General features: G+C 74.6%; 19 protein-coding genes. 7 read left to right on the top strand and 12 right to left on the bottom strand.

Annotated elements, in window-relative coordinates; translation table 11 throughout:
* Positions 1-43: 43 nt before the first annotated feature.
* On the top strand, positions 44-2,467 hold the full coding sequence (gene lon / locus CLV72_RS27260; protein WP_106252043.1) for an endopeptidase La: 2,424 nt from the start codon (positions 44-46) through the stop codon (positions 2,465-2,467).
* A gap of 372 nt (positions 2,468-2,839) precedes the next feature.
* Here the strand turns inward: lon and CLV72_RS33450 are convergent, their stop codons facing one another.
* Positions 2,840-3,058 carry a hypothetical protein gene (locus CLV72_RS33450; protein ID WP_245930472.1) on the bottom strand — a complete coding sequence of 73 codons (219 nt, stop codon included), beginning with the start codon at positions 3,056-3,058 and terminating at the stop codon, positions 2,840-2,842.
* 328 nt (positions 3,059-3,386) lie between these two features.
* Positions 3,387-5,021 (bottom strand): D-alanyl-D-alanine carboxypeptidase/D-alanyl-D-alanine endopeptidase, encoded by a 1,635-nt coding sequence (gene dacB, locus CLV72_RS27245; protein WP_106252042.1) that lies wholly within the window; start codon positions 5,019-5,021, stop codon positions 3,387-3,389.
* A 149-nt stretch (positions 5,022-5,170) separates the two neighbouring features.
* On the opposite strand from dacB, the gene CLV72_RS27240 reads away from it, so the two are divergent.
* Positions 5,171-6,268: a Gfo/Idh/MocA family oxidoreductase gene (locus tag CLV72_RS27240; protein ID WP_106252041.1), complete on the top strand. Its 1,098-nt coding sequence runs from the start codon at positions 5,171-5,173 to the stop codon at positions 6,266-6,268.
* 6 nt (positions 6,269-6,274) lie between these two features.
* Here CLV72_RS27240 and CLV72_RS27235 read toward each other — a convergent pair whose 3' ends face one another.
* Complete coding sequence (locus tag CLV72_RS27235) at positions 6,275-7,201, bottom strand: LysR family transcriptional regulator (RefSeq protein ID WP_106252040.1); 927 nt, start codon at positions 7,199-7,201, stop codon at positions 6,275-6,277.
* A 69-nt stretch (positions 7,202-7,270) separates the two neighbouring features.
* Between CLV72_RS27235 and CLV72_RS27230 the strand changes: the two genes are divergently transcribed.
* The 5 genes from CLV72_RS27230 (at position 7,271) to pdxA (ending at position 13,282) form a co-directional block, all read left to right on the top strand.
* Positions 7,271-8,500 carry an MFS transporter gene (locus tag CLV72_RS27230; protein WP_106252039.1) on the top strand — a complete coding sequence of 410 codons (1,230 nt, stop codon included), beginning with the start codon at positions 7,271-7,273 and terminating at the stop codon, positions 8,498-8,500.
* Between the two features lie 151 nt (positions 8,501-8,651).
* A complete protein-coding gene (locus CLV72_RS27225; RefSeq protein ID WP_106252037.1) occupies positions 8,652-9,467 on the top strand; it encodes a DeoR/GlpR family DNA-binding transcription regulator in 816 nt (271 codons plus the stop codon).
* Positions 9,468-9,469: 2 nt separating this feature from the next.
* Positions 9,470-10,888: a GntP family permease gene (locus CLV72_RS27220; protein WP_106252034.1), complete on the top strand. Its 1,419-nt coding sequence runs from the start codon at positions 9,470-9,472 to the stop codon at positions 10,886-10,888.
* Positions 10,889-10,890: 2 nt separating this feature from the next.
* A complete protein-coding gene (locus tag CLV72_RS27215; protein WP_106252031.1) occupies positions 10,891-12,195 on the top strand; it encodes a four-carbon acid sugar kinase family protein in 1,305 nt (434 codons plus the stop codon).
* Between the two features lie 61 nt (positions 12,196-12,256).
* Positions 12,257-13,282, top strand: coding sequence for a 4-hydroxythreonine-4-phosphate dehydrogenase PdxA (gene pdxA / locus CLV72_RS27210; protein WP_106252029.1), 1,026 nt, complete (start codon positions 12,257-12,259; stop codon positions 13,280-13,282).
* A 56-nt stretch (positions 13,283-13,338) separates the two neighbouring features.
* On the opposite strand, the gene CLV72_RS27205 is transcribed toward pdxA, so the two are convergent.
* From CLV72_RS27205 to CLV72_RS27165, 9 genes are all read right to left on the bottom strand, one after another.
* On the bottom strand, positions 13,339-14,295 hold the full coding sequence (locus CLV72_RS27205) for a hypothetical protein (protein ID WP_146159581.1): 957 nt from the start codon (positions 14,293-14,295) through the stop codon (positions 13,339-13,341).
* Positions 14,296-14,427: 132 nt separating this feature from the next.
* Complete coding sequence (locus CLV72_RS27200) at positions 14,428-15,327, bottom strand: carbohydrate ABC transporter permease (RefSeq protein ID WP_106252024.1); 900 nt, start codon at positions 15,325-15,327, stop codon at positions 14,428-14,430.
* Positions 15,324-16,334: a carbohydrate ABC transporter permease gene (locus tag CLV72_RS27195; protein ID WP_245930471.1), complete on the bottom strand. Its 1,011-nt coding sequence runs from the start codon at positions 16,332-16,334 to the stop codon at positions 15,324-15,326. Before CLV72_RS27195 ends, CLV72_RS27200 begins: the two co-directional genes overlap by 4 nt.
* The gene (locus CLV72_RS27190; RefSeq protein WP_106252022.1) at positions 16,313-17,635 is read right to left on the bottom strand and encodes an ABC transporter substrate-binding protein; all 1,323 of its coding nucleotides are present in this window, start codon (positions 17,633-17,635) and stop codon (positions 16,313-16,315) included. The genes CLV72_RS27195 and CLV72_RS27190 overlap by 22 nt, the downstream gene beginning before the upstream one ends.
* Positions 17,636-17,709: 74 nt before the next feature.
* Complete coding sequence (locus CLV72_RS27185; RefSeq protein WP_106252285.1) at positions 17,710-18,609, bottom strand: N-acetylmuramic acid 6-phosphate etherase; 900 nt, start codon at positions 18,607-18,609, stop codon at positions 17,710-17,712.
* 74 nt (positions 18,610-18,683) lie between these two features.
* Positions 18,684-19,616, bottom strand: coding sequence for a MurR/RpiR family transcriptional regulator (locus tag CLV72_RS27180; protein ID WP_106252020.1), 933 nt, complete (start codon positions 19,614-19,616; stop codon positions 18,684-18,686).
* Between the two features lie 50 nt (positions 19,617-19,666).
* Positions 19,667-20,650, bottom strand: coding sequence for an N-acetylglucosamine kinase (locus tag CLV72_RS27175; RefSeq protein WP_106252018.1), 984 nt, complete (start codon positions 20,648-20,650; stop codon positions 19,667-19,669).
* Positions 20,651-20,953: 303 nt separating this feature from the next.
* The gene (locus CLV72_RS27170) at positions 20,954-21,574 is read right to left on the bottom strand and encodes a TetR/AcrR family transcriptional regulator (protein ID WP_106252015.1); all 621 of its coding nucleotides are present in this window, start codon (positions 21,572-21,574) and stop codon (positions 20,954-20,956) included.
* Positions 21,575-21,660: 86 nt separating this feature from the next.
* On the bottom strand, positions 21,661-21,984 hold the full coding sequence (locus CLV72_RS27165) for a DMT family transporter (RefSeq protein WP_106252013.1): 324 nt from the start codon (positions 21,982-21,984) through the stop codon (positions 21,661-21,663).
* Between the last annotated feature and the right edge of the window lie 110 nt (positions 21,985-22,094).

Genomic DNA, 22,094 nt, shown 5'->3' with positions numbered 1-22,094 from the left:
GGCTCCCCTTTATTGAGTGGTAGTGACTCAACAAGGAGGGTCCATGAGCCAGAGCCCGTCTACACAGACCCTGCCGGTGCTGCCGCTGGACGACGCGGTGGTGCTGCCCGGGATGGTCGTGCCGCTCGACCTTTCCGAGGGCGAAGTGCGCGCCGCCGTCGACGGTGCCCGCGCCGCCGCACCCCAGAGCAAGGCTCCCGGAATCCGCTCGACCGGCAAGCCGCAGGTGCTGCTGGTCCCCCGGAAGGACGGCAGCTACATCGGCACCGGCGTGATCGCCACCATCGAGCAGGTCGGCCGCACCCCGAGCGGTGAGCCCGCCGTCGTGGTGCGCGGCACTGCGCGCGCCCGCATCGGCCGCGGCACCACCGGCCCCGGCTCCGCGCTGTGGGTCGAGGCCGAGACCGTCCCGCCGGCCGCCGCGCCCGGCGAGCACGCCCAGGAGCTGGCCAGGGAGTACAAGGGCCTGCTCACCACCTACCTGCACAAGCGCGGTGCCTGGCAGATCGTCGACGTCGTCGCGCAGCAGAACGACCCCTCGCTGCTGGCCGACAATGCCGGTTACGCCCCCTACCTGAGCTTCGAGCAGAAGATCCGGGTGCTGGAGACGCTGGACCCCGCCGAGCGGCTGGAGCTGGTGGTCGGCTGGATCAAGGAGCACCTCGCCGAGCTGGACGTGAGCGAGTCCATCGACAAGGACGTCCAGGACGGCGTGGAGCGGCAGCAGCGCGAGTTCCTGCTCCGCCGCCAGCTGGCCGCGATCCGCAAGGAGCTGGCCGACCTCGACGGCACGCCCGAGGCCGAGGAGGACGACTACGCGGCCCGCATCGAGGCCGCCGATCTGCCCGAGAAGGTGCGCGCCGCCGCCGTCAAGGAGGCGGAGAAGCTGGAGCGCAACGCCGACGGCCCCGAGGCCGGCTGGATCCGCACCTGGCTGGACACCGTCCTGGACATGCCGTGGAACGAGCGCAGCGACGACGACGGCACCGGCACCGGCACCATCGCCGACGCCCGCGCCGTCCTGGACGCCGACCACGCCGGGCTCGACGACGTCAAGGAGCGCATCGTCGAGTACCTGGCGGTGCGCCGCCGCCGCAACGAGCGCGGCCTGGGCGTGATCGGCGGCCGCCGCAGCGGCGCCGTACTCGCCCTGGTCGGCCCGCCCGGCGTGGGCAAGACCTCGCTGGGCGAGTCGGTGGCGCGGGCCATGGGCCGCAGCTTCGTCCGGGTGGCGCTGGGCGGCGTCCGCGACGAGGCCGAGATCCGGGGCCACCGCCGCACCTACGTCGGCGCGCAGCCCGGCCGGATCGTCCGGGCCATCCGCGAGGCGGGCACCATGAACCCGGTGGTGCTGCTGGACGAGATCGACAAGGTCGGCGCCGACTTCCGCGGCGACCCCACCGCCGCACTCCTGGAGGTGCTGGACCCGGCGCAGAACCACACCTTCCGCGACCACTACCTGGAGGTCGAACTCGACCTCTCCGACGTGGTCTTCCTCGCCACCGCCAACGCCCTGGAGACCATCCCGGGACCGCTGCTGGACCGGATGGAGCTGGTGGAGCTGGACGGCTACACCGAGGACGAGAAGGTCGTCATCGCCCGCGACCACCTGCTGCCCCGGCAGCTGGACGCCGCGGGGCTGGGCGCCGACGAGGTCGCCTTCACCGACGCCGCGCTGCGGCTGATCGCGGCCGAGTACACCCGCGAGGCGGGCGTGCGCTCGCTGGAGCGCTCGATCGCCCGGGTGCTGCGCAAGGTCGCGGCGGGCGTGGGCCTCGGCGAGCGGACCCTGCCGCTCACCGTCGACGCGGGCAACCTGCGCGACTACATCGGCCGCCCCCGGTTCACCCCGGAGTCCGCGCTTCCCGAGGCGCGCCAGCGCACCGCCGTCCCGGGCGTGGCCACCGGCCTGGCGGTCACCGGCGCGGGCGGCGACGTCCTCTACGTCGAGGCGTCGCTGGCCGACGCCGAGACCGGCTCCACCGGGGTCGCCCTCACCGGCCAGCTGGGCGACGTGATGAAGGAGTCGGCGCACATCGCCCTCTCCTACCTGCGCTCGCGCGGCGCGGAACTGGAGCTGCCGGTCGCCGACCTCAAGGACCGCGGCGTCCACGTGCACGTCCCCGCCGGGGCCGTGCCCAAGGACGGCCCGAGCGCCGGCGTCACCATGACCACCGCGCTGGCCTCGCTGCTGTCGGGCCGCCCGGTCCGCGGCGACGTGGCCATGACCGGCGAGGTCTCCCTCACCGGCCGGGTGCTCCCCATCGGCGGCGTCAAGCAGAAGCTGCTGGCCGCCCACCGCGCGGGCATCACCACCGTCCTCATCCCGGCCCGCAACGAGCCGGACCTGGACGACGTCCCCGCCGAGGTCCTGCGCGAACTCGACGTCCGCCCGGTCAGCGACGTCCGAGAGGTGCTGGAAGTGGCCCTGGAGAGCGCCACCGCCCCGGCGGCCGCGGCGGCCTGAGATAGGGACGCGGAACGGGGACGCCCGCCGTCACCAGGCGGTGGGCGTCCCCGCCGGCGCTTGTCAGGGGTCTCTGTAGATCGAGTGATCGCCGATCCGACGCCAGACCAGGGCGGTTTCGCCTTCCTCGCTCTTCTCGAAGTGGAAGGTGGCCCCTGCCGTCAGGGCGGCTGAAGCTCCACGTCAACGTGTAGATATCGCGTTGGTGGAGCCGGTGGATGCGAAGCCGCGTCGGCCATGGCGGATAACCCGTCAGCGCTCCTGCGTTCAGTGCGGGGAGAAAGTGTTCGTGAACGGCACGCAGGAACAGGGTTCGGTGTTCGTCCGTGAGTCAAAAGAACTGCCGGTCGAAGATGGTCGTCGTTCCGAACTTCACCCGGTGTCACCAGGCTTCTCGCTGGCCAGCTTGCTGAGGTGGGCGAAGAAGGCCTGCTCGTTGTCGAACATCGTGTATCGACCGGCGGCAAGGTCCTCTTCAGCGGCCTGCTCGGCGGCTTGGCTCTCCGGACTCCAGAACCACGCGTCATCGGGATGGACGGCGACACGGGGGCGCAGGACGATCTCGCCATCCCGGTTCACGTACTCGACCACCGTGTCCGGATTGTCGAGTCCCAGTGCCTCCCACGCGCCTCCTGCGGCACTGTAAGTGCGTAGCCAGAGGCAGGGCCGCCGAACCCGATGCGCTTGTCCATGTCCTCACGGTAGCCGGAAGTCGGCGGCTCCAGAACTACAGCCATCAGCCTCGTTTCTCCTCATCGCTGTAACGGAACGTGATGAGCTTAGCGACTGGAGTGATACCTGTACGGCAGTCGGCAAAATTAGTACGTACAGAATCGGATTCGGCGATTGGCGGCGGCCTGGCATAAGCACGACGGGCCCGGCGCGCGATGCGCCGGGCCCGTTCGGTGTGCGGGCGGGCTCAGCAGGCCCCGATCCAGCTGCACTCCACGGAGTCGGCGTCCACGCCGGGCAGCGGGCGGGTGGCGCGGAGCGGGGACGGTTCGGCGACGGACGGGCGGCCGGCGGTGGGCTCGGTGCGGGAGAACTCGGCCAGGCGGACCGCGATGGCGTCCTGGATCGCGGTGGGGGTGAACCCGATGTGGTTGTTGTTCAGCACGGAGAAGACCAGGCGCTCGCCGTCGGCGCTGGTGACGTAGCCGGACAGGGCGCTGACCGAGGTGAGGGTGCCGGTCTTGGCGGTGACGTTGCCGGCGGCGGCGGTGCCGCGCATCCGGTTGCGCAGGGTGCCGCCGACCATCCGGTCGGCCTCGCCGGCCACCGGCAGGGAGGCGTGCAGGTGCTCGGCCCAGGGCTGGGCGTCGATGGCGATGAGCAGTTCGGTGATCTGCTCGGGGCTGACCAGGTTGGCGCGGGACAGGCCGGAGCCGTCGCGGAGCTGGAGCGGGGTGACCGGCATGCCGATGCGCTCCAGGGCGGCGCGGGTGGCGGCCAGCCCGGCGGGCCAGCTGCCCTCGCCGGAGACCTCGCGGCCCATGGCCTTGACCAGGATCTCGGCGTGGCCGTTGTTGCTCAGCTTCATGAAGTACGGCAGCAGCTCCGACAGCGGCGCCGACTCGCGCACGGCCAGCTCGGCGGTGCCCTCGGGGGCGGTGCCGCGGCGCACCTCGCCGTCCACCCGCACGCCGTGCTCGGCCAGCGCGTCCGCGAACAGCTCGGCGGCGTAGCCGGTGGGCTCCCAGACGCTGGCCAGGCCGGTGGCGGCCGAGCCGCCGGCCGGGACGGAGCCGCTGACCGACACCGTGTTGGTGCCGTGCTCGCGGGTGACGGACAGGGAGGGCGCGGAGCCGGGCGCGCCGGTGGCGACCTCGCCGGTGACGGTGACGTAGTCGGTCGCCGGGTCGGTACCGACCCGGGCGGGTTCGCCGGCGGCCGCGCCCGGCTCGGCCACCACGGTGATCGCGCCGGTGTCGAGGTCGTCGTTGGCGGCGACGGTCAGCGCCGAGATCTGCGCGCTGTAGTAGTACGGCTCGTCGTCCCAGGCCCAGTCGGTGCCCAGCCGCACGGAGTCGAACCAGCTGTCGTCGGCGACCACGTCGCCGGTCACCCGCCGCACCCCGGCCTCGGCCACCTGCGCGGCCAGTTCGCCGTAGGCAGCGGCGTCGGTGCTGGGGTCGCCGGTGCCGACCAGGTAGAGGTCCTCGACCCGGCCCCGCCGGGGCGCCGACTCGGCCAGCGCGGAGGTGGTGAAGGTGTGGTCGGGGCCGAGCACGTCGAGCGCGGCGGCCGCGATCAGCAGCTTCTCGTTGGAGGCGGGCACGTAGCCGCTGGACGCGTCGTTGTCGTACAGCACCTCGCCGGTCTCGGCGCTGCGCACCAGCACCCCGGCGCGGGCGGCGGCCAGGGCGGGGTCGGCGAGGATGGCGGCGAGGTCGGCGCGCAGGTCGGCGGTGCCGGCCTCGGCCGGGTCGGCGGTCGCGGTGGCGGAGCCGGCCAGGCCGACCGTGCCGGCGAGGACCAGCAGCGCGGCGGCCGCGGCGGTGGAGCGGCGCCGGCCCGCGGCTCTGGCGGGGCGGGAGGGTGAGGTGGTGGCCATGGCGGCATTCAACACCGTGCGGGGGGCGCGATCCATCCGACTCTCCCCGAACGTGTCCCAACCGTCGCATCCGGTGACCGGCCGAGCGGAACCGGGCCGCGCCGCGCGCCCCCGGGCGCAGCAGAGGGCCCGCGCGAGACAATGGGCGCATGACCTCCTCTGACGACGCTGCCGCCCTGCGGGTCGCCCTGGTCGGGTACGGCAAGGGCGGCTCGGTCTTCCACGCCCCGCTGATCGCCACCACCCCGGGGCTGCGGCTGGCCGCCGTGGTCACCGGCGATCCGGGCCGCGCGGCCCGCGCCCGCGCCGACCACCCGGGCGTCGAGGTGGTGCCGAGCGCGGAGGAGCTGTGGCGGCGCGCCGCCGAGGTGGACCTGGTGGTGATCACCACCCCGAACCGCACCCACGCGCCGCTGGCGGCGGCCGCGCTGGCGGCCGGGCTGCCCGCCGTGGTGGACAAGCCCTTCGCCACCAGCGCCGCGGCCGCCCGCGAGCTGCGCGACACCGCGCAGCGGCTCGGCCTGATGCTGACCGCGTACCAGAACCGCCGCTGGGACAGCGACTACCTCACCGTGTGGCGGCTGGTCGACGAGGGCGAACTGGGGCGGGTGGTCCGCTTCGAGTCGCGCTTCGAGCGCTGGCGCCCCGAGCCGGGCCCCAGCTGGCGCGAGCGCGGCGGCGAGGACGACGGCGCCGGCATCCTGTTCGACCTCGGCTCGCACCTGATCGACCAGGCGCTGAACCTCTTCGGCCCGGTGGAGTCGGTCTACGCCGAGCTGGACCGCCGCCGCCCGGGCATGGCCGTGGAGGACGACGCCTTCGTGGCGCTGCGCCACCGCGGCGGCGTCCGCTCGCACCTGTCCATGAGCATGCTGGCCGCGCAGGGCGGCCCCCGCTTCCGGGTGCTGGGCGACCGAGCCGCCTACACCGTCGACGGCCTGGACGGCCAGGAGGCCCGGCTGACGGCGGGGGAGCGGCCCGGCGGGCCCGACTGGGGGGTGGAGCCCGAGGAGAGGTGGGGCCGGATCGGCGCCGACGGAGCGCTGCGCCCGGTACCCAGCGAGCGCGGCGACTACCCGCACTTCTACGCGGCCGTGCGCGACGCGGTCGCCGAGGGCGAGCCCGCCCCGGTCGACCTGTGGGACGTGGTGCAGGGCCTGGAGGTCATCGAGGCGGCCCGGCGCAGCGCCGAGCTGGGCCGTGCGGTGGCGCCGGGCGCCGCCGAGGCGGCCGGCCGCGCGGGCTGAGTCCGCTCAGGTCAGCCCGGCGGTGAGCCGGGCGCCCTCGGCCAGCACGAAATCGCGGAAGGCGGCCACCACCGCCGGTTCGAGCGCCGAGGACCGCCACACCAGGCCGAGCGTGCGCGCGGCCGGCGGGTCGGTGATGGCCAGCGCCGCGGTGCCGGGCCGGCGGCGGCGCTGCCGGGGCAGCACCGCCACCCCCAGCCCGACGGCCACCAGGCCGCGCACGGTGTCGGCGTCCTCGCCCTCGAAGGCCAGCTCGGGTTCGAAGCCGGCCGCGCGGCACAGCTCGTCGGTGATCTGGCGCAGGCCGATGCCGTGCTTGAAGCCGACGAAGGACTCGCCCGCCGCCTCGGCCAGCGCCACCGAGCGCCGCCCGGCCAGCGGGTGGTCCTCGGGCACCAGCAGCACCAGCGGCTGGACGTGCAGCACCTGGGAGCGCAGCCCGGGCCCCGACGGCAGCGGCGAGGTGAGCGCCAGGTCGACGGCGCCCTCGCGCAGCCGGCTCAGCACCACCGCTGAGGGGTCCTGCATCAGGGTGAAGCGCACCCGCGGGTGGTCGGCCCGGAAGCCGCGGATCAGCGCCGGGACCACCTGGGCGCCCAGGGTCGGCAGGAAGGCGAGCGCCACCCGGCCGTGCTCGGGCGAGCCGGCCGCCGCGATCTCGGCCAGCCCCAGCTCAAGCTCGTCCAGCGCGCGGCGCACTCGGGGCAGCAGCAGCGCGCCCGCCCGGGTCAACCGCACGCCCCGGCCGGTCCGCTCCAGCAGCGTGGCGCCCAGTTCGCGCTGCATCCGCTCCAGCCGGCGGCTGACGGTGGGCTGCGGCAGGCCCAGTTCGGCGGCGGCCCGGGTGACGTGCTCGTGCGCGGCGGCCGACGCGAACAGCCGCAGCAGCGGCGCCAGCGCGTCCAGTCCGTCAGCGGTCGACAGCTCGTCCATACCGAACAGTATGGGTCAACGCCCTGCCATGTATTGGACGTATGGGTGCCGGCTTCCTACGCTCGCATCGTGACGGCGACCTCACCCTCGGCGACCTGGTCGGGGCATCCCAGGGGCAGTGCGGGCTACCGGCGCGTGGTGGCCGCCCTGGTGACCGGCGGGATCGCGACCTTCGCCCAGCTGTACGCGGTGCAGCCGCTGATGCCGCAGCTCGCGGCGGAGTACACCGTCTCGCCCGACCGCGCCGCGCTCGCGCTCTCCCTCGCCACCGCCGGCCTGTCGGCGCTGCTGGTGCCGTGGAGCGGGGCGGCCGACTGGATCGGGCGGGCCCGGGTGATGACCGCCGCGCTCGCCGCCTCCACCCTGCTGGGGCTGGCGGTGCCCTTCGCGGGGGAGCTGTGGCAGCTGCTGGCGCTGCGCGCCGTGCAGGGCATGGCGCTGGGCGGGCTGCCCGCGGTCGCCGTCGCCTACCTGGCCGAGGAGCTGCGCCCGGCCGATTTCCCCCGCGCGGCCGGCCTGTACATCGCCGGCACCACGGTGGGCGGCATGCTCGGCCGCCTGGTGGCCGGGACAGCCGCCGACCTGGGCGGCTGGCGGTGGGGGGTGGCCGCCGACGGCCTGCTCGGACTGGTGGCGCTGGTCCTCTTCGCGGTGCTGCTGCCGCGCCCGCGCGGCTTCGTGCCCCGGCGGCGGGGCGGCGGGGGCCCGGGGCTGGGCCGGCGGCTGGCCGCGAGCCTGGCCGACCGGGGCCTGCTGGCCCTCTACGCGCAGGGCCTGTTCCTGATGGGCGGCTTCGTGACCGTCTACAACTACCTCTCCTTCGAACTGCTCGGCCCGCCCTTCGGCCTCTCGCAGACGGCGGTCTCCTTCCTGTTCGCCGCCTACCTGGCCGGCACCGCGGGCTCCGCGCTGGCCGCGCGGCTCAACGGATGGACCGGGCGGCACCGGGCCCTGCTGCTGGCCGCGCTGGGCGTCGCGGCGGGCGCCGCGCTGCTGCTGCTCCCGTGGCTCGCCGGGATCGTGGCAGGACTGGTGCTGCTCACCTTCGCCTTCTTCACCGCGCACGCCACCGCCTCGGGCTGGGTCGGCCACCGCGCCCGCTGGCGGGCGCAGGCCGCCGCCCTGTACACCCTCGGCTACTACCTGGGGTCGAGCCTGTTCGGCTGGATCGGCGGCATCGTCTACCAGCACGCCGGCTGGCCGGGGACGGTCGGCTACGTGCTCGCGCTGGTCGCGGCCGCCGCGGTGGCCAGCCTCGCGCTGCGCGGCCGTCCGGCGGCTGCGCAGCAGCGGGTCTAGCGCCTGCTCCCGGACCCGCACTGCCCCGCCCGGCCGTCGCGATCTGATCGAAACAAGCGGCGATCTTGAAATGTCCGGTCTCCTGTGCGCAAAATGAGCGCACTTCGGCATATTTCATGCTCATTTCGAGCGGCTACCAGGTGGATACTGTATGTCAGAGCGCCGTGCCCGGCTCATCGAGGCGATCGAGGCGGGGATCCAGCGGGTCCCCGAGCTCGCCGCCGCCCTCGACGTCAGCCCGTCCACGGTCCGGCGCGACCTCACCGACCTGGAGCGCGACGGCAGGGTGCTGCGCACCCACGGCGGCGCGGTCCCGGCCAGTGCGGCGGAGCGCTCCTGGGAGGACAAGCGGAGCCGGCACGCCCCCGCCAAGCGCGCCATCGCGGCCCGGGCGGCCGAACTCGCCGCTCCGCACCGCTCGGTGCTGCTCGGCGCCGGCTCCACCAGCACCCTCATCGCCGAGCGGCTGCGCGGCCGCACCGGCCTCACCGTCGTCACCAACGGCCTGGGGGCGCTGGACGCGCTGCGCGAGGACCCCGAGGTCGAACTGGTGCTGCTCGGCGGGCTGGTGCGGCCGCGCACCGGCGCGGTGGTGGGCGAGGCCGCCCGCGAGGCGCTGCGCCGGATGACCGTCGACATCGCCTTCGTCGGCGCCGACGGCTTCGAGCCCGACCGCGGCGTCAACGCAGCCGGCGCGGACCTGGCCGCGCTGAAGGAGGCCAAGTTCCGCTGCGCCCGGCACGTGGTCGTCGTCGCCGACTCCAGCAAGGTCGGCGGCTCCCCCGGCGGCGCCTCGGCGCCGTTCGACCACTGGGCGCCCATCCCCGTCCCCTACACCCTCATCACCGACGACGCGCTGCCCGAGGACCGCCGCGCGGCGGTCCGCTCCGACCCCCGATGCACCCTGGTCACCGTCCCCGCGGACGGCGGCACGGTGCGGGCCGGCAGCGGCGGCACAGAAGGATGACGATGGATATCCAACTCCTCGCGGCGCTGCTGCTCGGCGTCGCCGCCGTGATCGTGCTGATCATGTGGTCGCGGCTGGACGCCTTCGCCGCGCTGCTGATCGGCGCCGTGGTGACCGGCCTGGTGGCCGGCGTGCCCGTCGCCGAGCTGATCGAGCAGATCGGCACCGGCTTCGGCAACACCCTCGGCGGCATCGGCATCGTGATCGGCCTCGGCGTCATGATCGGCAAGATCATGGAGCAGACCGGCGCCGCCGACGCGCTCGCCCGCTTCTTCATCCGGCTGGCCGGCAAGGGGCGCGAGGACGTCGCGCTCACCGCCACCGGCGCCGCCGTCTCGGTGCCGGTCTTCTGCGACTCCGGCTTCGTGATCCTGCACCCGCTGGCCCGCTCGCTGGCCCGCAGGTACGGGCGGCCGCTGGTGCTCGTCTCGCTGGCGCTGGCCGGCGGCCTGTCGGTCACCCACCACCTGGTGCCGCCCACCCCGGGCCCGCTGGCCGCGGCCGGCCTGCTCGGCGTGGACCTCGGCCAGATGATCATCGCCGGCCTGCTCTTCTCGCTGCCGCTGCTGCCCGTGGTGGTCCTCTACGCCCGCTACATGGGGCCGAGACTGGAATCCCAGGTCGATCCGAGCCTGGTCCCCGGCGGCGCCGAGGACGGGCCGGGCGCCGGCGGCGCGGCGGACGGCGGCGCCGAGGGCGCGGCCCGCACCGAGCCGGGCGGCCCCGCGCTGCGCACCGAGGCGGCGGCCGAGGCCGCCCCCACCATGGGCGCGGGCCGGGCCGGCCTGCCGCTGCTGCTCCCGCTGGTGCTGATCATCCTCAACACCATCGGCGAGGCCGTCGCCCCCGAGAGCACCTTCGCGCAGTTCGCCGCGTTCATCGGCTCGCCGACGGTGGCGCTGCTGATCGGCCTGCTCGTCGCGGTCTACCTGCTGCCCCCGGCCGGCACCAAGCGGTCCACCGTCACCGGCTGGCTCACCGCCGCCGCGGCCTCCGCCGGCATGATCGTCTTCATCACCGGCGCGGGCGGCGCCTTCGGCCAGGTGCTGCGCGACTCCGGCGTCGGCGACGCGCTGGCGGGTGCGGTCTCGGCCTGGCCGCTGCCGCTGTTCCTGTTGCCCTTCCTGATCGCCACCTTCGTCCGCCTCGCCCAGGGCTCGGGCACCGTCGCGATCATCACCGCCGCCACCCTGGCCGCGCCGATCGTGGAGGTGTCCGCGCTGAACCCGCTGGTCGCCGCCCTGTCGGCCTGCGCGGGCTCCTTCGTCTTCTCCTACTTCAACGACTCCTACTTCTGGGTGGTCACCCGCTTCACCGGGCTGTCCGGAGCGGCGGCCATGAAGATGTGGAGCGGGATGACCACCGTGCTGTGGGCGTGCAGCCTGCCGCTGCTCGCCGTCACCGCGCTGGTGCTGGGCTGACCGTGGCCGAGGTCCTCGTCCTCGCCGACGATCTCACCGGGGCCAATGCCACCGGAGCGCGCTTCGCCCGCGCCGGGCTGCGCGCGGTCACCGTCGCGCCCGAGCGCGCCGCCGAGGTGGCGCCGGACTACGACGTGGTGGTGGTCAACACCGACAGCAGGCACCTGCCGTCGGAGCGGGCGGCCGGGCTGGTGGCGGGCGCGCTGCGCGCGGTCGGGCCGGTGCGGCTGGCCGTCAAGCGCACCGACACCACCCTGCGCGGCAATGTCGGCGCCGAGATCGAGGCGGCCTACCGCGCGCTGGCCGGCGCGGCCCCGGCCGGGACCCGGGTGCGGGCGCTGCTCGCCCCGGCCTTCCCGGCCTCGGGCCGGGTCACCGTCGACGGCGTGCAGCTGCTCGACGGGGTGCCGCTGGAGCGCACCGAGCTGGCGCTGGACCCGCTCAGCCCGCTGCGCACCAGCGTGGTCGCCGACATCGTGGCCGAGCAGACGCCGCTGCCGCTGCGGCACCTGCCGATCCGCTGCGTCAGCCAGGGCCGCGCCGCGATCGCGGCGGCGCTGGCGGCCGGCGACGAGCCGCTGGTGCTGTGCGACGCCCTCACCGACGAGCACCTGGCCGAACTGGCGGGCGCCGCCGCCGACAACCACCGCGCCGACGGCACCGTCTGGCTGGCGGTGGACCCCGGCCCCTTCGGGGCGCTGCTCGCCGCCGAGCTGGGCATCAGCGGCGCGCACCCGCCCGGCCCGCTGCTCGCCGTCTCCGGCAGCGCCACCGACCTGGTCCGCCGCCAGTTCGAGGTGCTGGCCGAGCGCGAGGAGGACCTGCGCTTCCTCGACGCCGACGTGCGGCGGCTGGCCGAGCCCGGCTACGCCGCCGAACGCGCCCGCGAACTCGCCGCGCTGCTGGCCGGCGCCGGCACCGTCGCGGTGCGCACCGCCGCCCGCGGCGCCGACGTGGTCGAACTGCCGCCGGAGCGGCGCCGCGAGGTGCCGCGCCGGCTGGCGCGGGTGGTGGCCGACGCGCTCGCCGCGCCCGGCGCGCGCCCGCCCAGCGGGCTGTTCGTCGTGGGCGGCGAGATGACCGCCGCCCTGCTCGACGCGGTCGGCGCCCGCGCCTTCGAGGTGCGCGGCGAGGTGCTGCCGCTGGCCGTGTCCGGCGCGCTGGTCGGCGGCGGCCTGGACGGCACCCCGGCCGTCACCAAGGGCGGCCTGGTGGGCGGGGCGGACGCCGCCGCGGAGTGCGTGTCCGCGCTGCGCCGCGCCGCCCGCGAGCGGGCGCGGGGGCTCCGCGCCGACCTCGCGGAGTAGCCCGGCGGCGGCGTAGCCGACACTGGACCATACGAACCCGACACGAGGGGCGAGAGAGAACATGAGCGAGCGTCCGATCCTTGCCGTCACCGTCGGCGACCCGGTCGGCATCGGCCCGGAGATCACCGTGCGCACCCTGGCCGAGGCCGCGCCCGGCGACCCGGCGCGGGGCGTGGCGGTGGGCGACCCCGGCGTGCTCCGCCGCGCGATGCGCGTGTGCGGCCTGGACGCCGAGGTGCGCGCCGTCACCTCCTGGGAGCTGCCCCCGGCCGAGGCCGGCGTCGTCGACTGCTTCGACATCGACGTGGTCGGTGAGGCCGAGCTGCCTTGGGGGGAGGTCTCGGCGACCGCCGGCCGCGCCGCCGTGCGCGCCATCGAGGTGGCGACGGCCGCCGCTATGGAGGGCCGCGCCGCCGGGATCGTGACCGCGCCGATCAACAAGGAGGCGATCTGGGCGGCCGGCTCCGAGCACCTGGGCCACACCGAGATGCTGGGCGCGCTGACCGGCAGCACCCGCCACAACACCATGTTCGTGGTGCGCGGCAAGAAGATCTTCTTCACCACCCGGCACGTCTCGCTGCGCAAGGCGATCGAGCAGATCACCGAGGAGCGGGTGCACGCCGGCATCCAGGAGGCGCTGACCGCGCTGCGCGTCTTCGGCCACGACGAGCCGGTGCTGGCCGTGGCCGCGATCAACCCGCACGGCGGCGAGAACGGCGCCTTCGGCGACGAGGAGATCGTGCACATCGGCCCGGCGGTGCGCCGCGCCCGCGAGGCCGGCGCCGACGTGCGCGGCCCCGTCCCGGCCGACTCCGTCTTCCACCAGCTGGTCCAGGGCCGCTACGACGGTGTCCTCTCGCAGTACCACGACCAGGGCCACATCCCGGCCAAGACCCTGGACTTCGACGGCACCATCTCGGTGACGGTGGGCCTGCCCATCCTGCGCACTTCCGTCGACCACGGCACCGCCTTCGACATCGCCGGCAAGGGCGTCGCCGACGCCGGCACCATGCGCTCGGCCTTCACCCACGCCGCCTCCTTCGCCGGCTTCGCCGACCGCATCCGCGCGGAGTACGGCGCGAGCTGAGGCGGGCAGCGGTCCGCCCGTCCGGCGCCCCCGAGGTGCCGGACGGGCGCCGGCCGTCAGACCCCGCGCCAGTTGTGGTGGGCGCTGTCGAAGTGCGACTTCAGCGTGCGGTGCAGGAAGTTCATGTTCGGGCCGTTGATGCCGGTGAACACGTAGCCGTGGCCGAGCGAACCGAGCCAGAGGTCGAGGGTGATCACCGCCGCGCCGCCCCAGCCGGCGGGGGCAGGCAGGACCTGGCCCGGGGCGACGGCGGGACCGGCCCGGTTGATCAGCACGAACACGTGGTTGCGGACGGCGACGATCTCCAGGCGGTTCAAGGTCGGAGCGGCGGCGGCCGTGCCGCTCTGGCCCCGGTGCATCCGGTCCAGCAGCGGGGCGACGCCGCCCCAGGCGAAGGTGAAGCAGACGCCCATCCGCGCCGCCAGCAGCGAGGTGCGGATCGACCGCCCGATATCGGCGAAGGCCTCGGGCGCGTGCGGCGGCGACAGCTCCGAGGGGCCGCTGCGCTGCGCCGCCAGGTCCTGCTCGTTCCGGCGGCTGTCGGTGTGCGCCCGGTAGGCGCGGTTGATGACCTGCGACTCGTAGTAGTAGTCCTGGTCGTCGGCGATATTGCCCGGGAAGCTCGCCGCGTCCCCGCACGCGAACAGGGCGATGTCGGCGAAGGAGGCCAGTTCCGCGGGCTTGAAGATGTTCGCCGGGATGGGCAGGCCGTTGTTCACCGGCACCTGGGTGGCGTTCAGCGCGTCCAGCGCGTCGATCAGGGTGAGCAGCCACGGCCTGAACGGGAAGCTCGGCTTGGTGATGTCGCGGATCAGGGTGTCCACCGCCACGGTGCTCTGCGCCGGGGCCGCCGCGGCGAAGGCGTTCGCGAGGTCGGCGGCGAAGCCCGTGGCGGTGGTGGCCGCCCCGGAGTTGTAGGCGACGGGAGCGTTCGGCGCGGCCGCCACCAGAGGGCCGAGCGTGGCGGCGTGGGCGTTGCCCAGGTTGGTGATGTCCACGGCGTTCAACGGCATGAAGCACTCCTCACCTCGGAATGCCTCGACCGTAAACCGCGTTCGTTTACTTTTCCTTCCAGTCTTCTTTTTTGGCGTAATCAGGCCATTCTGGTTTGGCGGGCGCCGCGGAACGCCCTCGCCCCCGGGGCCTCAGCGCCCGATCCCCGCCGTCAGTCCCGTCATGATCTGCCGGGTCGCGATCAGGAAGAGCACGACCAGCGGCGCCGTGGTGATCACCAGGCCCGCGTACAGCAGGGACTGGTTGAGCCCGTACTCGGTGAAGAAAGTGGTCAGGCCCACCGGCAGGGTGTAGTGCTCGCGGTCCACCAGGACCAGCGGGAAGAAGAAGTCGTTCCACAGGTCGATGAACTGGAACAGCATCACGGTGGCCAGCGCCGGGCGCACCAGCGGGAGCATGATCCGGCCGAAGACCCGGAACTCCCCGGCGCCGTCGATGCGGGCCGCCTCCTCCAGCTCCACCGGCAGCTGCCGGAAGAAGGCGGTGAGCACGAAGACCGAGAAGGGCACCCCGCTGGCCGCGTACACGCAGATCAGGCCGAGCTGGGAGTCGAGCAGGCCGAGGTTGTCCAGCAGGTAGAAGACCGGCACCACGCCCAGCCGGATCGGGATCATCAGCCCGGCCATGAAGAAGGCGGTCAGCAGGGCGTCGCCGAAGAAGCGGAAGCGGGCCAGCGCGTAGGCGGCCAGCACCGACACCGAGGTGCCGAGCAGGATCGACGACACGGTGACGACGACCGAGTTCATGAAGTAGCCGCTGAAATTGGCCTGCGTCCAGGCCGTCGTGTAGTTCTCCAGCGCCGGGCGGACCGGCAGGCCCAGCGGGTCCTGCCGCAGCTCCGCCTCGGGGCGCAGCGAGCTGATCAGCATCAGCAGCAGCGGCGCGAGCGCCACCGCCGCGTAGCCCCACAGCAGCAGCTGGACGGCCGCGCCGCCCAGCAGCTCGCGGGCGCCGCGCCGGGCCCGGCGCGGGCGGGGCGGCGCGGACGCCGCGGCCGGAGGGGGCGCAGGGGACTCCAGCGTGGTCGTCATCGCAGCCGCTCCTCCGCCCTGCGCAGCACCCGGGTGGCCACGATGGACACCCCGAAGATGAAGACGAACATCACCACGGCCAGCGCCGAGGACTGGCCGATCGCGTTGAGGTCGGGGTTCTGGAACGCGGTCCGGTAGAACAGCAGCCCGAGCACGTCGGTGGCCCCGGCCGGGGCGCCCTGCGAGCCCTGCATCGCGTACACCAGGTCCAGCACGTTCATGTTCCCGATGAAGGTGAGCACGCTGACGATCCCGATCGCCGGGAGCAGCAGCGGCAGGGTGACGTGCCAGAACACCCGCGCGCCCGAGGCGCCGTCGGTTCGGGCCGCCTCGGCGTACTCCTCGGGGATGCCGGCCAGCGCGGCCGAGAACAGCAGCATCGGGAAGCCGATCCACTGCCAGGTGTTCACCAGGATCAGCGTCGGCAGCGCCAGCTGCGGATCGCCTGTCCACGGCTGCGCCAGCGCGTCGAGGCCCACCGCGCGCAGCGCCTCGTTCACCGCGCCGAACTGCGGGCTGAGCATCAGGCTCCACAGGTAGCCGACCACGATCGGGCTGACCAGGTAGGGCAGGGTGTAGGCGGTCTGCAGGAAGCGCTTGCCGAAGCGGGAGCGGTGCAGCAGCACCGCGAAGGCCAGCCCCAGGGTGGTCTGCACCGCCATCGTGCCGAGGAAGAACAGGCCGTTGTGGCCGAAGGCCCGCCAGAACCGCTCCGCGTAGACGCCGCTGAACAGCCGGGTGAAGTTGTCCAGCCCGGCGAAGCCGGCCTGGCGGGTGCCCTCCCAGGTGAACAGGCTGTACTGGAGCGCGCTGAACAGCGGGTAGATGATGAAGACGGTGTAGAGCGCCAGCGCGGGCAGGATGAACGCGGCCAGCAGCGCCACCGGCGGCCGCCGGCCCGGCGGGCGGCCCTTCGCACGCCCGCCCCCGGACGCGCGGGCCCGGCCGCCGGACCTGGGTCCGGCGGCCGCCCGCTCCTCGGCGACTACCTGCTCGGCTCGAACCACGCCGAGATCTCCTCCTGGACGCGCTCGCCGGCCTCCTCGCCGGTGGCGTTGCCGAGGATCATGTCCGCCAGCGCCTGGCCCTCGGCGTCGCGGCCCAGCGGGTCGCCGTAGCCGAAGTGCACCGACATCATGTACGGGGTGCCGTGGTCGGCGTAGGCGGCCGACATATCCGCCAGCAGCGGGTCCGCGGGCGTCACCCCGGGCACGGTCGAGATCTGCCGCAGCTCGTCGGAGAAGAGCTGGCCGAACTCCTCGGTGGCCATCCACTGCACCAGCTCGATGGCGGCCTCCTGGTTGGCCGAGGCGGCGTTCACCCCGTAGGAGCCGTCGGAGAAGCCGGGCGTCAGCGCGTGGTCCACCGCGGCGTCCGGGGCGGGCGGCGCGTCGAAGAAGGCGATCTCCAGCTCCGGGTTGGCCTGCTGGAACGGCGCCAGCTCATAGGCGCCGCCCGGGTACATCGCCGCCTCACCGCTGGTGAACAGGGTCTGCGCGTCGGTGTAGCTGACGGCGGTGGAGTCCTCGGGGAAGAAGGGCTCAAGGCCGGCGGTGACCTCCAGCGCCCCGACGTAGTCGGGGTCGGTGAAGTCGGTCTCGCCGGTCAGCACCCGCTGAGCGAACTCCTCGCCGCCGGTGCGGGTGGCGCCGAAGACCTCGCGCAGGATAGCCAGCACCCACGGCTCCTGCGCGCTGGTGGCGAAGGGGATGACCCCCGCCTCCTGCAGCGTCTCGGCGGCGGCGACCATGTCCTCCCAGGTCTCGGGCGGCGCCAGGTCGTGCTCGGCGAAGATCGCCGGGTTGTACAGCACGTGCAGGGTCTGCACCGCGAACGGGACGCCGTACAGGCCGCCGTCCTCGCGCCCGCGTGCGGAGTCCACCACCTCGGGCGCCCAGTCGGACAGGTCGACGTGGTCGTCCAGCGGGACCAGCTGGCCGGCGCCGATGAAGGCCTGGATGGGGCCGTAGGGCTTGAGCTGCACCACGTCGGGCCCGCCGCTGGACCGGGTCAGCCCGGTCTGCAGGATCGCGGGGTACTCGGTGTTCTGGTGGCCCTCGAACTCCACCGTGACACCGGGGTGCTGCTCCTCGTACACGTCGAAGATCCGCTCGTAGCCGGCGGCGTCCTCGGGCCGCCACGACCACACGGTGAGAGTGACGTCGCCGTCACCGCCCTCCTCGCCGCCCCCGGTTCCGGGGGCGCAGGCGGTGGCGGCGAGCAGGGGGAGGGCGGCCGCCGCGGCGGCGAGTCGCAGCGCCGTCCGGGCGCCGCGGGAGCGTGCGCGCGCAGGTCCACGGGTTCGCATGTGAGACCCCTTTCCGATTTCCCAACTGGGTTGTGCCCCGGCCGGCCCGTGGAGGCGGGCCGCCGGATCCGTCACTACGGCTCCACCAGCCGGCGCAGCGCCGCGCGCACCGAGCCGCCGGCCGCGCCGACCGCTTCGGCGGCCGCCTCCACCGGCACCTCGGCGAGCAGCGACACCAGCGCCACCCGGGTGTCTCCCCCCGAACGCTCCAGTACGTCGGCGCAGGCGTCCAGCCCCGCGCCGCTGGCCTGGGCGAGCATCGTCACGGCACGGCCGCGCAGCTTGGCGTTGGTCGCGTTCATCGCGACCATCAGATTGGAGTAGGTGCGGCCCAGGCGGATCATCACCGCGGTGGAGAAGGCGTTCAGCGCCATCTTCTGCGCCGAGCCCGCCTTCATCCGGGTGGACCCGGCCAGAACCTCGGGGCCGGTGTCCAGCGCCACCAGCACGTCCACGCTGCGGCCCAACTCGGCCGCGGGGTTGGCGGTGAGCAGCACGGTCGGCGCGCCGGCCCGCGCGGCGGTGCGCAGCGCCCCGGCCACGTACGGGGTGCGGCCGCTGGCGGCCAGCCCCACCGCCAGGTCGGCGCCGGTGACCTCGGCGGCGTCGCGGGCGCCCTGCGCCTCGTCGTCCTCGACGCCCTCGGTGGCGCGCAGCAGCGCGCCGACCCCGCCCGCGTGGTGCGCCACCACCAGTTCGGGCTCGACGCCGAAGGTGGGCGGCAGCTCGGCGGCGTCCTGGGCGGCGATCCGGCCGGAGGTGCCCGAGCCGAAGTAGTGCAGCCGCCCGCCGCCGCGCAGCGCCCCGACCGCGAGGTCGACGGCCCTGGCCAGCTCCGGCACGGCGGCGGCGACGGCGGCCGGGACGAGGGCGTCCTCGTCGGCGATCCGGCGCAGCACCTCGGCGGTGGACAGGGTGTCGATGTCCAGGGTGCGCGGGTTGCGCGCCTCGGTCGGCGACTCGACGAACGCCATGCGGCCCCCCGAGGCCGCATGGCGGGTCCCGCCCTCGCGTGCGTCCGAACCGGCCCCGCCGGCCTGGAACGGCGTCACTTGCGCCTCCTGGGCTCCTGGCCGACGCGGCGGCCCCGGACCGCCTCGCGGGTGGTCTCCAGGGCCAGCCGCGCGTCGGTGTAGCGGCGCTGCGCCACCCCGACGAACACGCAGTCGATGACGGTGAGCTGGGCGAGCCTGCTGGAGGTGGCGCCCGAGCGGAAGGTGGTCTCGCGGGCGGCGGTGGTCAGCACCAGGTCCGCCGCCTCGGCGATGGGGGAGCGGGGGAAGTTGGTGATCGCGACGGTGGTGGCGCCCTGGCGGCGCGCCTCGGCGAGGGCGTCGATGGTCTCCACCGTGGCGCCGGTGTGGGAGATGCCGACCGCGACGTCGGCGGGGGAGAGCACGGCCGCGCTGGTCAGCATGATGTGCGCGTCGGACCAGGCGAAGGAGGTGCAGCCGATGCGGTGCAGCTTCTGCTGGAAGTCGGCGGCCACGAAGGCGCTGGCGCCCACCCCGTAGAGGTCGACCCGCCCGGCCGCGGTGATCAGCTCGACCACCCGCTCCAGGACGGCGACGTCGAGCTGGGCGGCGGTCTCCTCGACGGCGCGGGCGTCGGCGAAGGCGATCTTCTCGACCACCCGGGCCAGGGTGTCGTCGGGGGAGATGTCGGCGGCGACCGCCCGGTTGTTCTCGCCCGCGCCCCTGGCCCGCCCGGCCTCGCTGGCCAGGGTGAGGCGCAGCTCCCGGTAGCCGGAGAAGTCGATGGTGTGGCAGAAGCGGATGACCGTCGCCTCGGAGGTCTCGCAGTCCTTCGCCAGTTCGGTGATGGACGACGCGGCCACTCTCTCCGGGTCGTCGATGATGCGCTGCGCCACACGCTGCTCGGCGGGGGCGAGCGACGGCAGCAGCGAGCGGATCCGCACCACGGTGGGTCCGACCGGTGGATCAAGCGGGCCGCCGCGCGTCAGCTTCGACGTTTTCGTCACGAAGGAAAGTTTCCTTCTTTGTGATCGCCGAGTCAACAGGGCGGCGGGCGTCAGCCCTCGTCCAGCAGGCGGGCGTGCGCCCGGGGGTCGGCGCCCGCGGCGCGCAGGGCGAGGGCGGCCGCGCCGAGGGCGCCGTCGGCGGCGTCGTGGGTCTGCGCGCCGAACTCCTCCCGCAGCCGGCGGCGCACGACGGTGGCGACCGGCCCGGCCCGCAGCACCGAGCCGGCCAGCACGGTGGGGGCGCCGGGGTCGGCGCGCACGGCGGCGTAGGCGGCGACCAGGCGGTGCGCGGCGTAGTCGACGATCTCGCAGGCCACGGGGTCGCCGGCCGCGGCGGCGGCCGACACCACCGGGGCGACCGCGCCGAGGTCCGCCGGGGCGGCGTCGTAGACGGCGCGGATCAGCGGCTGGGGGTCGCCGACCGGGGTGCCGAGCACCACGGGCACCTGGGTGCTCAGCGTGGTGGCGGGGCCCCGGCCGTCCCAGCTGGCCAGCGCGGCGCGCACCGCCTCGCGGCCCAGCCAGACCGCCGAGCCCTCGTCGCCCAGCAGCCAGCCGTAGCCGTCGCAGCGGCGCACCACCTCGCCGTCGCGCAGGGCGGCGGTCACCGCGCCGGTGCCGGCGATCATGACGGTGCCGTGCGGCGCGGTGGTGCCGGCCGCGAAGGCCACCACGATGTCGTCGCCGACGCGCGGCGCGCCGCGCAGCCCGGCGCCGGACCAGGCCCGGCCGACGATCTCCTCGGCGCGGGCCCGCCCGCCCGCCCCGGCCCCGGCCATGCCGACCACGCCCCCGACCACCCGCCGCGCGGTGATCCCGCCGAGTGCGCCCAGCAGCGCCTGGGAGATCGCGGTCGAGGGGTCGGCGCTGGAGTTCTGGTTGGCGCCGGCCGCGCGGGCCGCGCCGACGACCACGCCGTCGAGGCCGACGGCCACGCAGCGGGTGGTGGTACCGCCCGCGTCCACACCCACCACGACGGGGCCCGTAGGGTCCCCGCCGGGGCCCGGCGCCCGGCCGGGCTCGCGCGCTGACATGCCCGCACTCTACGCACCGCGCCACCGAAAGCCCACCGCAAGTGAAACGCAAGCGGCGGGCGGCAGGCTGGAGCCCAGCCGCTCAGGACAGAGCCGCCGGCCAGGCGGACCGACCCGGGGGCGGCGACAACTCCCTTACGCCGATGGGGACGGGAAACGACTGGCGGTAAGGGGTAGCGCGGGCCCTGGTCGTGGGGCAACGTAACGGGTCCGCGTGTCTTGGGGACGGCCGGTCGCCGCGTGGGGCAGCGACCGGTCGTTCCCACGTCCGCGCTCTGCCGCGCTCCGCCGCTCTCCGCCGTGCTAGCCGCCGCGTCGGCGCTCCGGCGCCGCGAGCAGCTCCGCCAGCACCTGCTCGGCGCGCTCGCTCACCCGGGGGTCGCCCTCGGCCAGCGCGCCCAGGGCGGCGCCGTCGACGGCGGCGATCGCGGCCGACGGCGTCACCAGGCCGGGGTGCCCGGCGGCCGCGAGCAGTTCGGCGACGCACCCTTCCAGTTCGGGCCGCACATCGCCGTACGCCTTGGCCACTCCGGGGTGCCGGGCCGCGCCGAGCAGCGTCTCGTAGTGGCACAGCACCGCCATGTCGCGCTCGTCGGGCAGGATCGCGGCGGCCAGCGCGCGGGCGGTGGCCGGCAGGGCCAGCGGACCGGGGCCGAGGCCCGCGGTGACCTCGCGGGCGTGCCGGATCCAGCGCCGGGTCAGCAGCGCGGCCGCCTCGCCGAGCAGGGCGTCGAGGCTGGTGAAGTAGTAGGTGACCGAGCCGGGGGAGACGCCCACCAGCTGCGCCACCGTGCGGTGGCTGACCGCCTCGAACCCGTCGCGGCGCAGCAGTTCCTCGGCCGCCGCCACGATGGCGGCCCTGCGCTGCTGGCTGCGCTCCTGGCGGGGCTCCGGCTGCCCGGCCGAGCGCGGTCGACGGCTCATGCCACCCCCTTCCGCCCTGTTTCGTGCCTCCCGGGTACGCGACGCTACCGCCTGCCGGGGCGGCGCGGCGCCGTGCGGCCGGGCCGCTAGTGGGCGGTGCCGGCGAGGTTCAGGCCGACGATCCCGGCCACGATCAGCACCAGCGAGACGATCTTGACGGTGGACACCGAGTCGCCCAGCCACAGCATGCCGATGACGGCCGTGGTCGCGGCCCCGATCCCGGTCCACACCGCGTAGGCGGTGCCCACCTCCAGGTGCTTCAGCGCGTAGGCCAGCCCGGCGAAGCTGATCACGATCGTCACGGCGAAGACCGCGGTCCAGCCCATGCGGGTGAAGCCGTTCGACAGCTTCAGGGCCACCGCCCACACCGCTTCCAGCAGCCCGGACGCGATCAGGACCACCCACGACATGTGTCCTCCTAGGGGAGAGCGAGAAAACTGGTACGGTCGTACAGAAAAAGTAGTACGCCCGTACTGATTTCGCAAGCGCCGTCGGGCGGCCGCGTCGGACGGCCAAAAGC

It is taken from the genome of Allonocardiopsis opalescens, from assembly GCF_003002095.1.
Classification (GTDB): Bacteria; Actinomycetota; Actinomycetes; order Streptosporangiales; family Streptosporangiaceae; genus Allonocardiopsis; species Allonocardiopsis opalescens.
This window is presented reverse-complemented; position numbering and strand designations above follow the sequence as displayed.

Bases quoted from the DNA above. Each gene is read 5' to 3' on its own strand.
- lon (WP_106252043.1), top strand. From the start codon at position 44: ATGAGCCAGAGCCCGTCTACACAGACCCTGCCGGTGCTGCCGCTGGAC.
- dacB (WP_106252042.1), bottom strand. From the start codon at position 5,021: ATGGCCACCACCTCACCCTCCCGCCCCGCCAGAGCCGCGGGCCGGCGC.
- CLV72_RS27240 (WP_106252041.1), top strand. From the start codon at position 5,171: ATGACCTCCTCTGACGACGCTGCCGCCCTGCGGGTCGCCCTGGTCGGG.
- CLV72_RS27235 (WP_106252040.1), bottom strand. From the start codon at position 7,201: ATGGACGAGCTGTCGACCGCTGACGGACTGGACGCGCTGGCGCCGCTG.
- CLV72_RS27225 (WP_106252037.1), top strand. From the start codon at position 8,652: ATGTCAGAGCGCCGTGCCCGGCTCATCGAGGCGATCGAGGCGGGGATC.
- CLV72_RS27220 (WP_106252034.1), top strand. From the start codon at position 9,470: ATGGATATCCAACTCCTCGCGGCGCTGCTGCTCGGCGTCGCCGCCGTG.
- pdxA (WP_106252029.1), top strand. From the start codon at position 12,257: ATGAGCGAGCGTCCGATCCTTGCCGTCACCGTCGGCGACCCGGTCGGC.
- CLV72_RS27205 (WP_146159581.1), bottom strand. From the start codon at position 14,295: ATGCCGTTGAACGCCGTGGACATCACCAACCTGGGCAACGCCCACGCC.
- CLV72_RS27200 (WP_106252024.1), bottom strand. From the start codon at position 15,327: ATGACGACCACGCTGGAGTCCCCTGCGCCCCCTCCGGCCGCGGCGTCC.
- CLV72_RS27190 (WP_106252022.1), bottom strand. From the start codon at position 17,635: ATGCGAACCCGTGGACCTGCGCGCGCACGCTCCCGCGGCGCCCGGACG.
- CLV72_RS27185 (WP_106252285.1), bottom strand. From the start codon at position 18,609: ATGGCGTTCGTCGAGTCGCCGACCGAGGCGCGCAACCCGCGCACCCTG.
- CLV72_RS27175 (WP_106252018.1), bottom strand. From the start codon at position 20,650: ATGTCAGCGCGCGAGCCCGGCCGGGCGCCGGGCCCCGGCGGGGACCCT.
- CLV72_RS27170 (WP_106252015.1), bottom strand. From the start codon at position 21,574: ATGAGCCGTCGACCGCGCTCGGCCGGGCAGCCGGAGCCCCGCCAGGAG.
- CLV72_RS27165 (WP_106252013.1), bottom strand. From the start codon at position 21,984: ATGTCGTGGGTGGTCCTGATCGCGTCCGGGCTGCTGGAAGCGGTGTGG.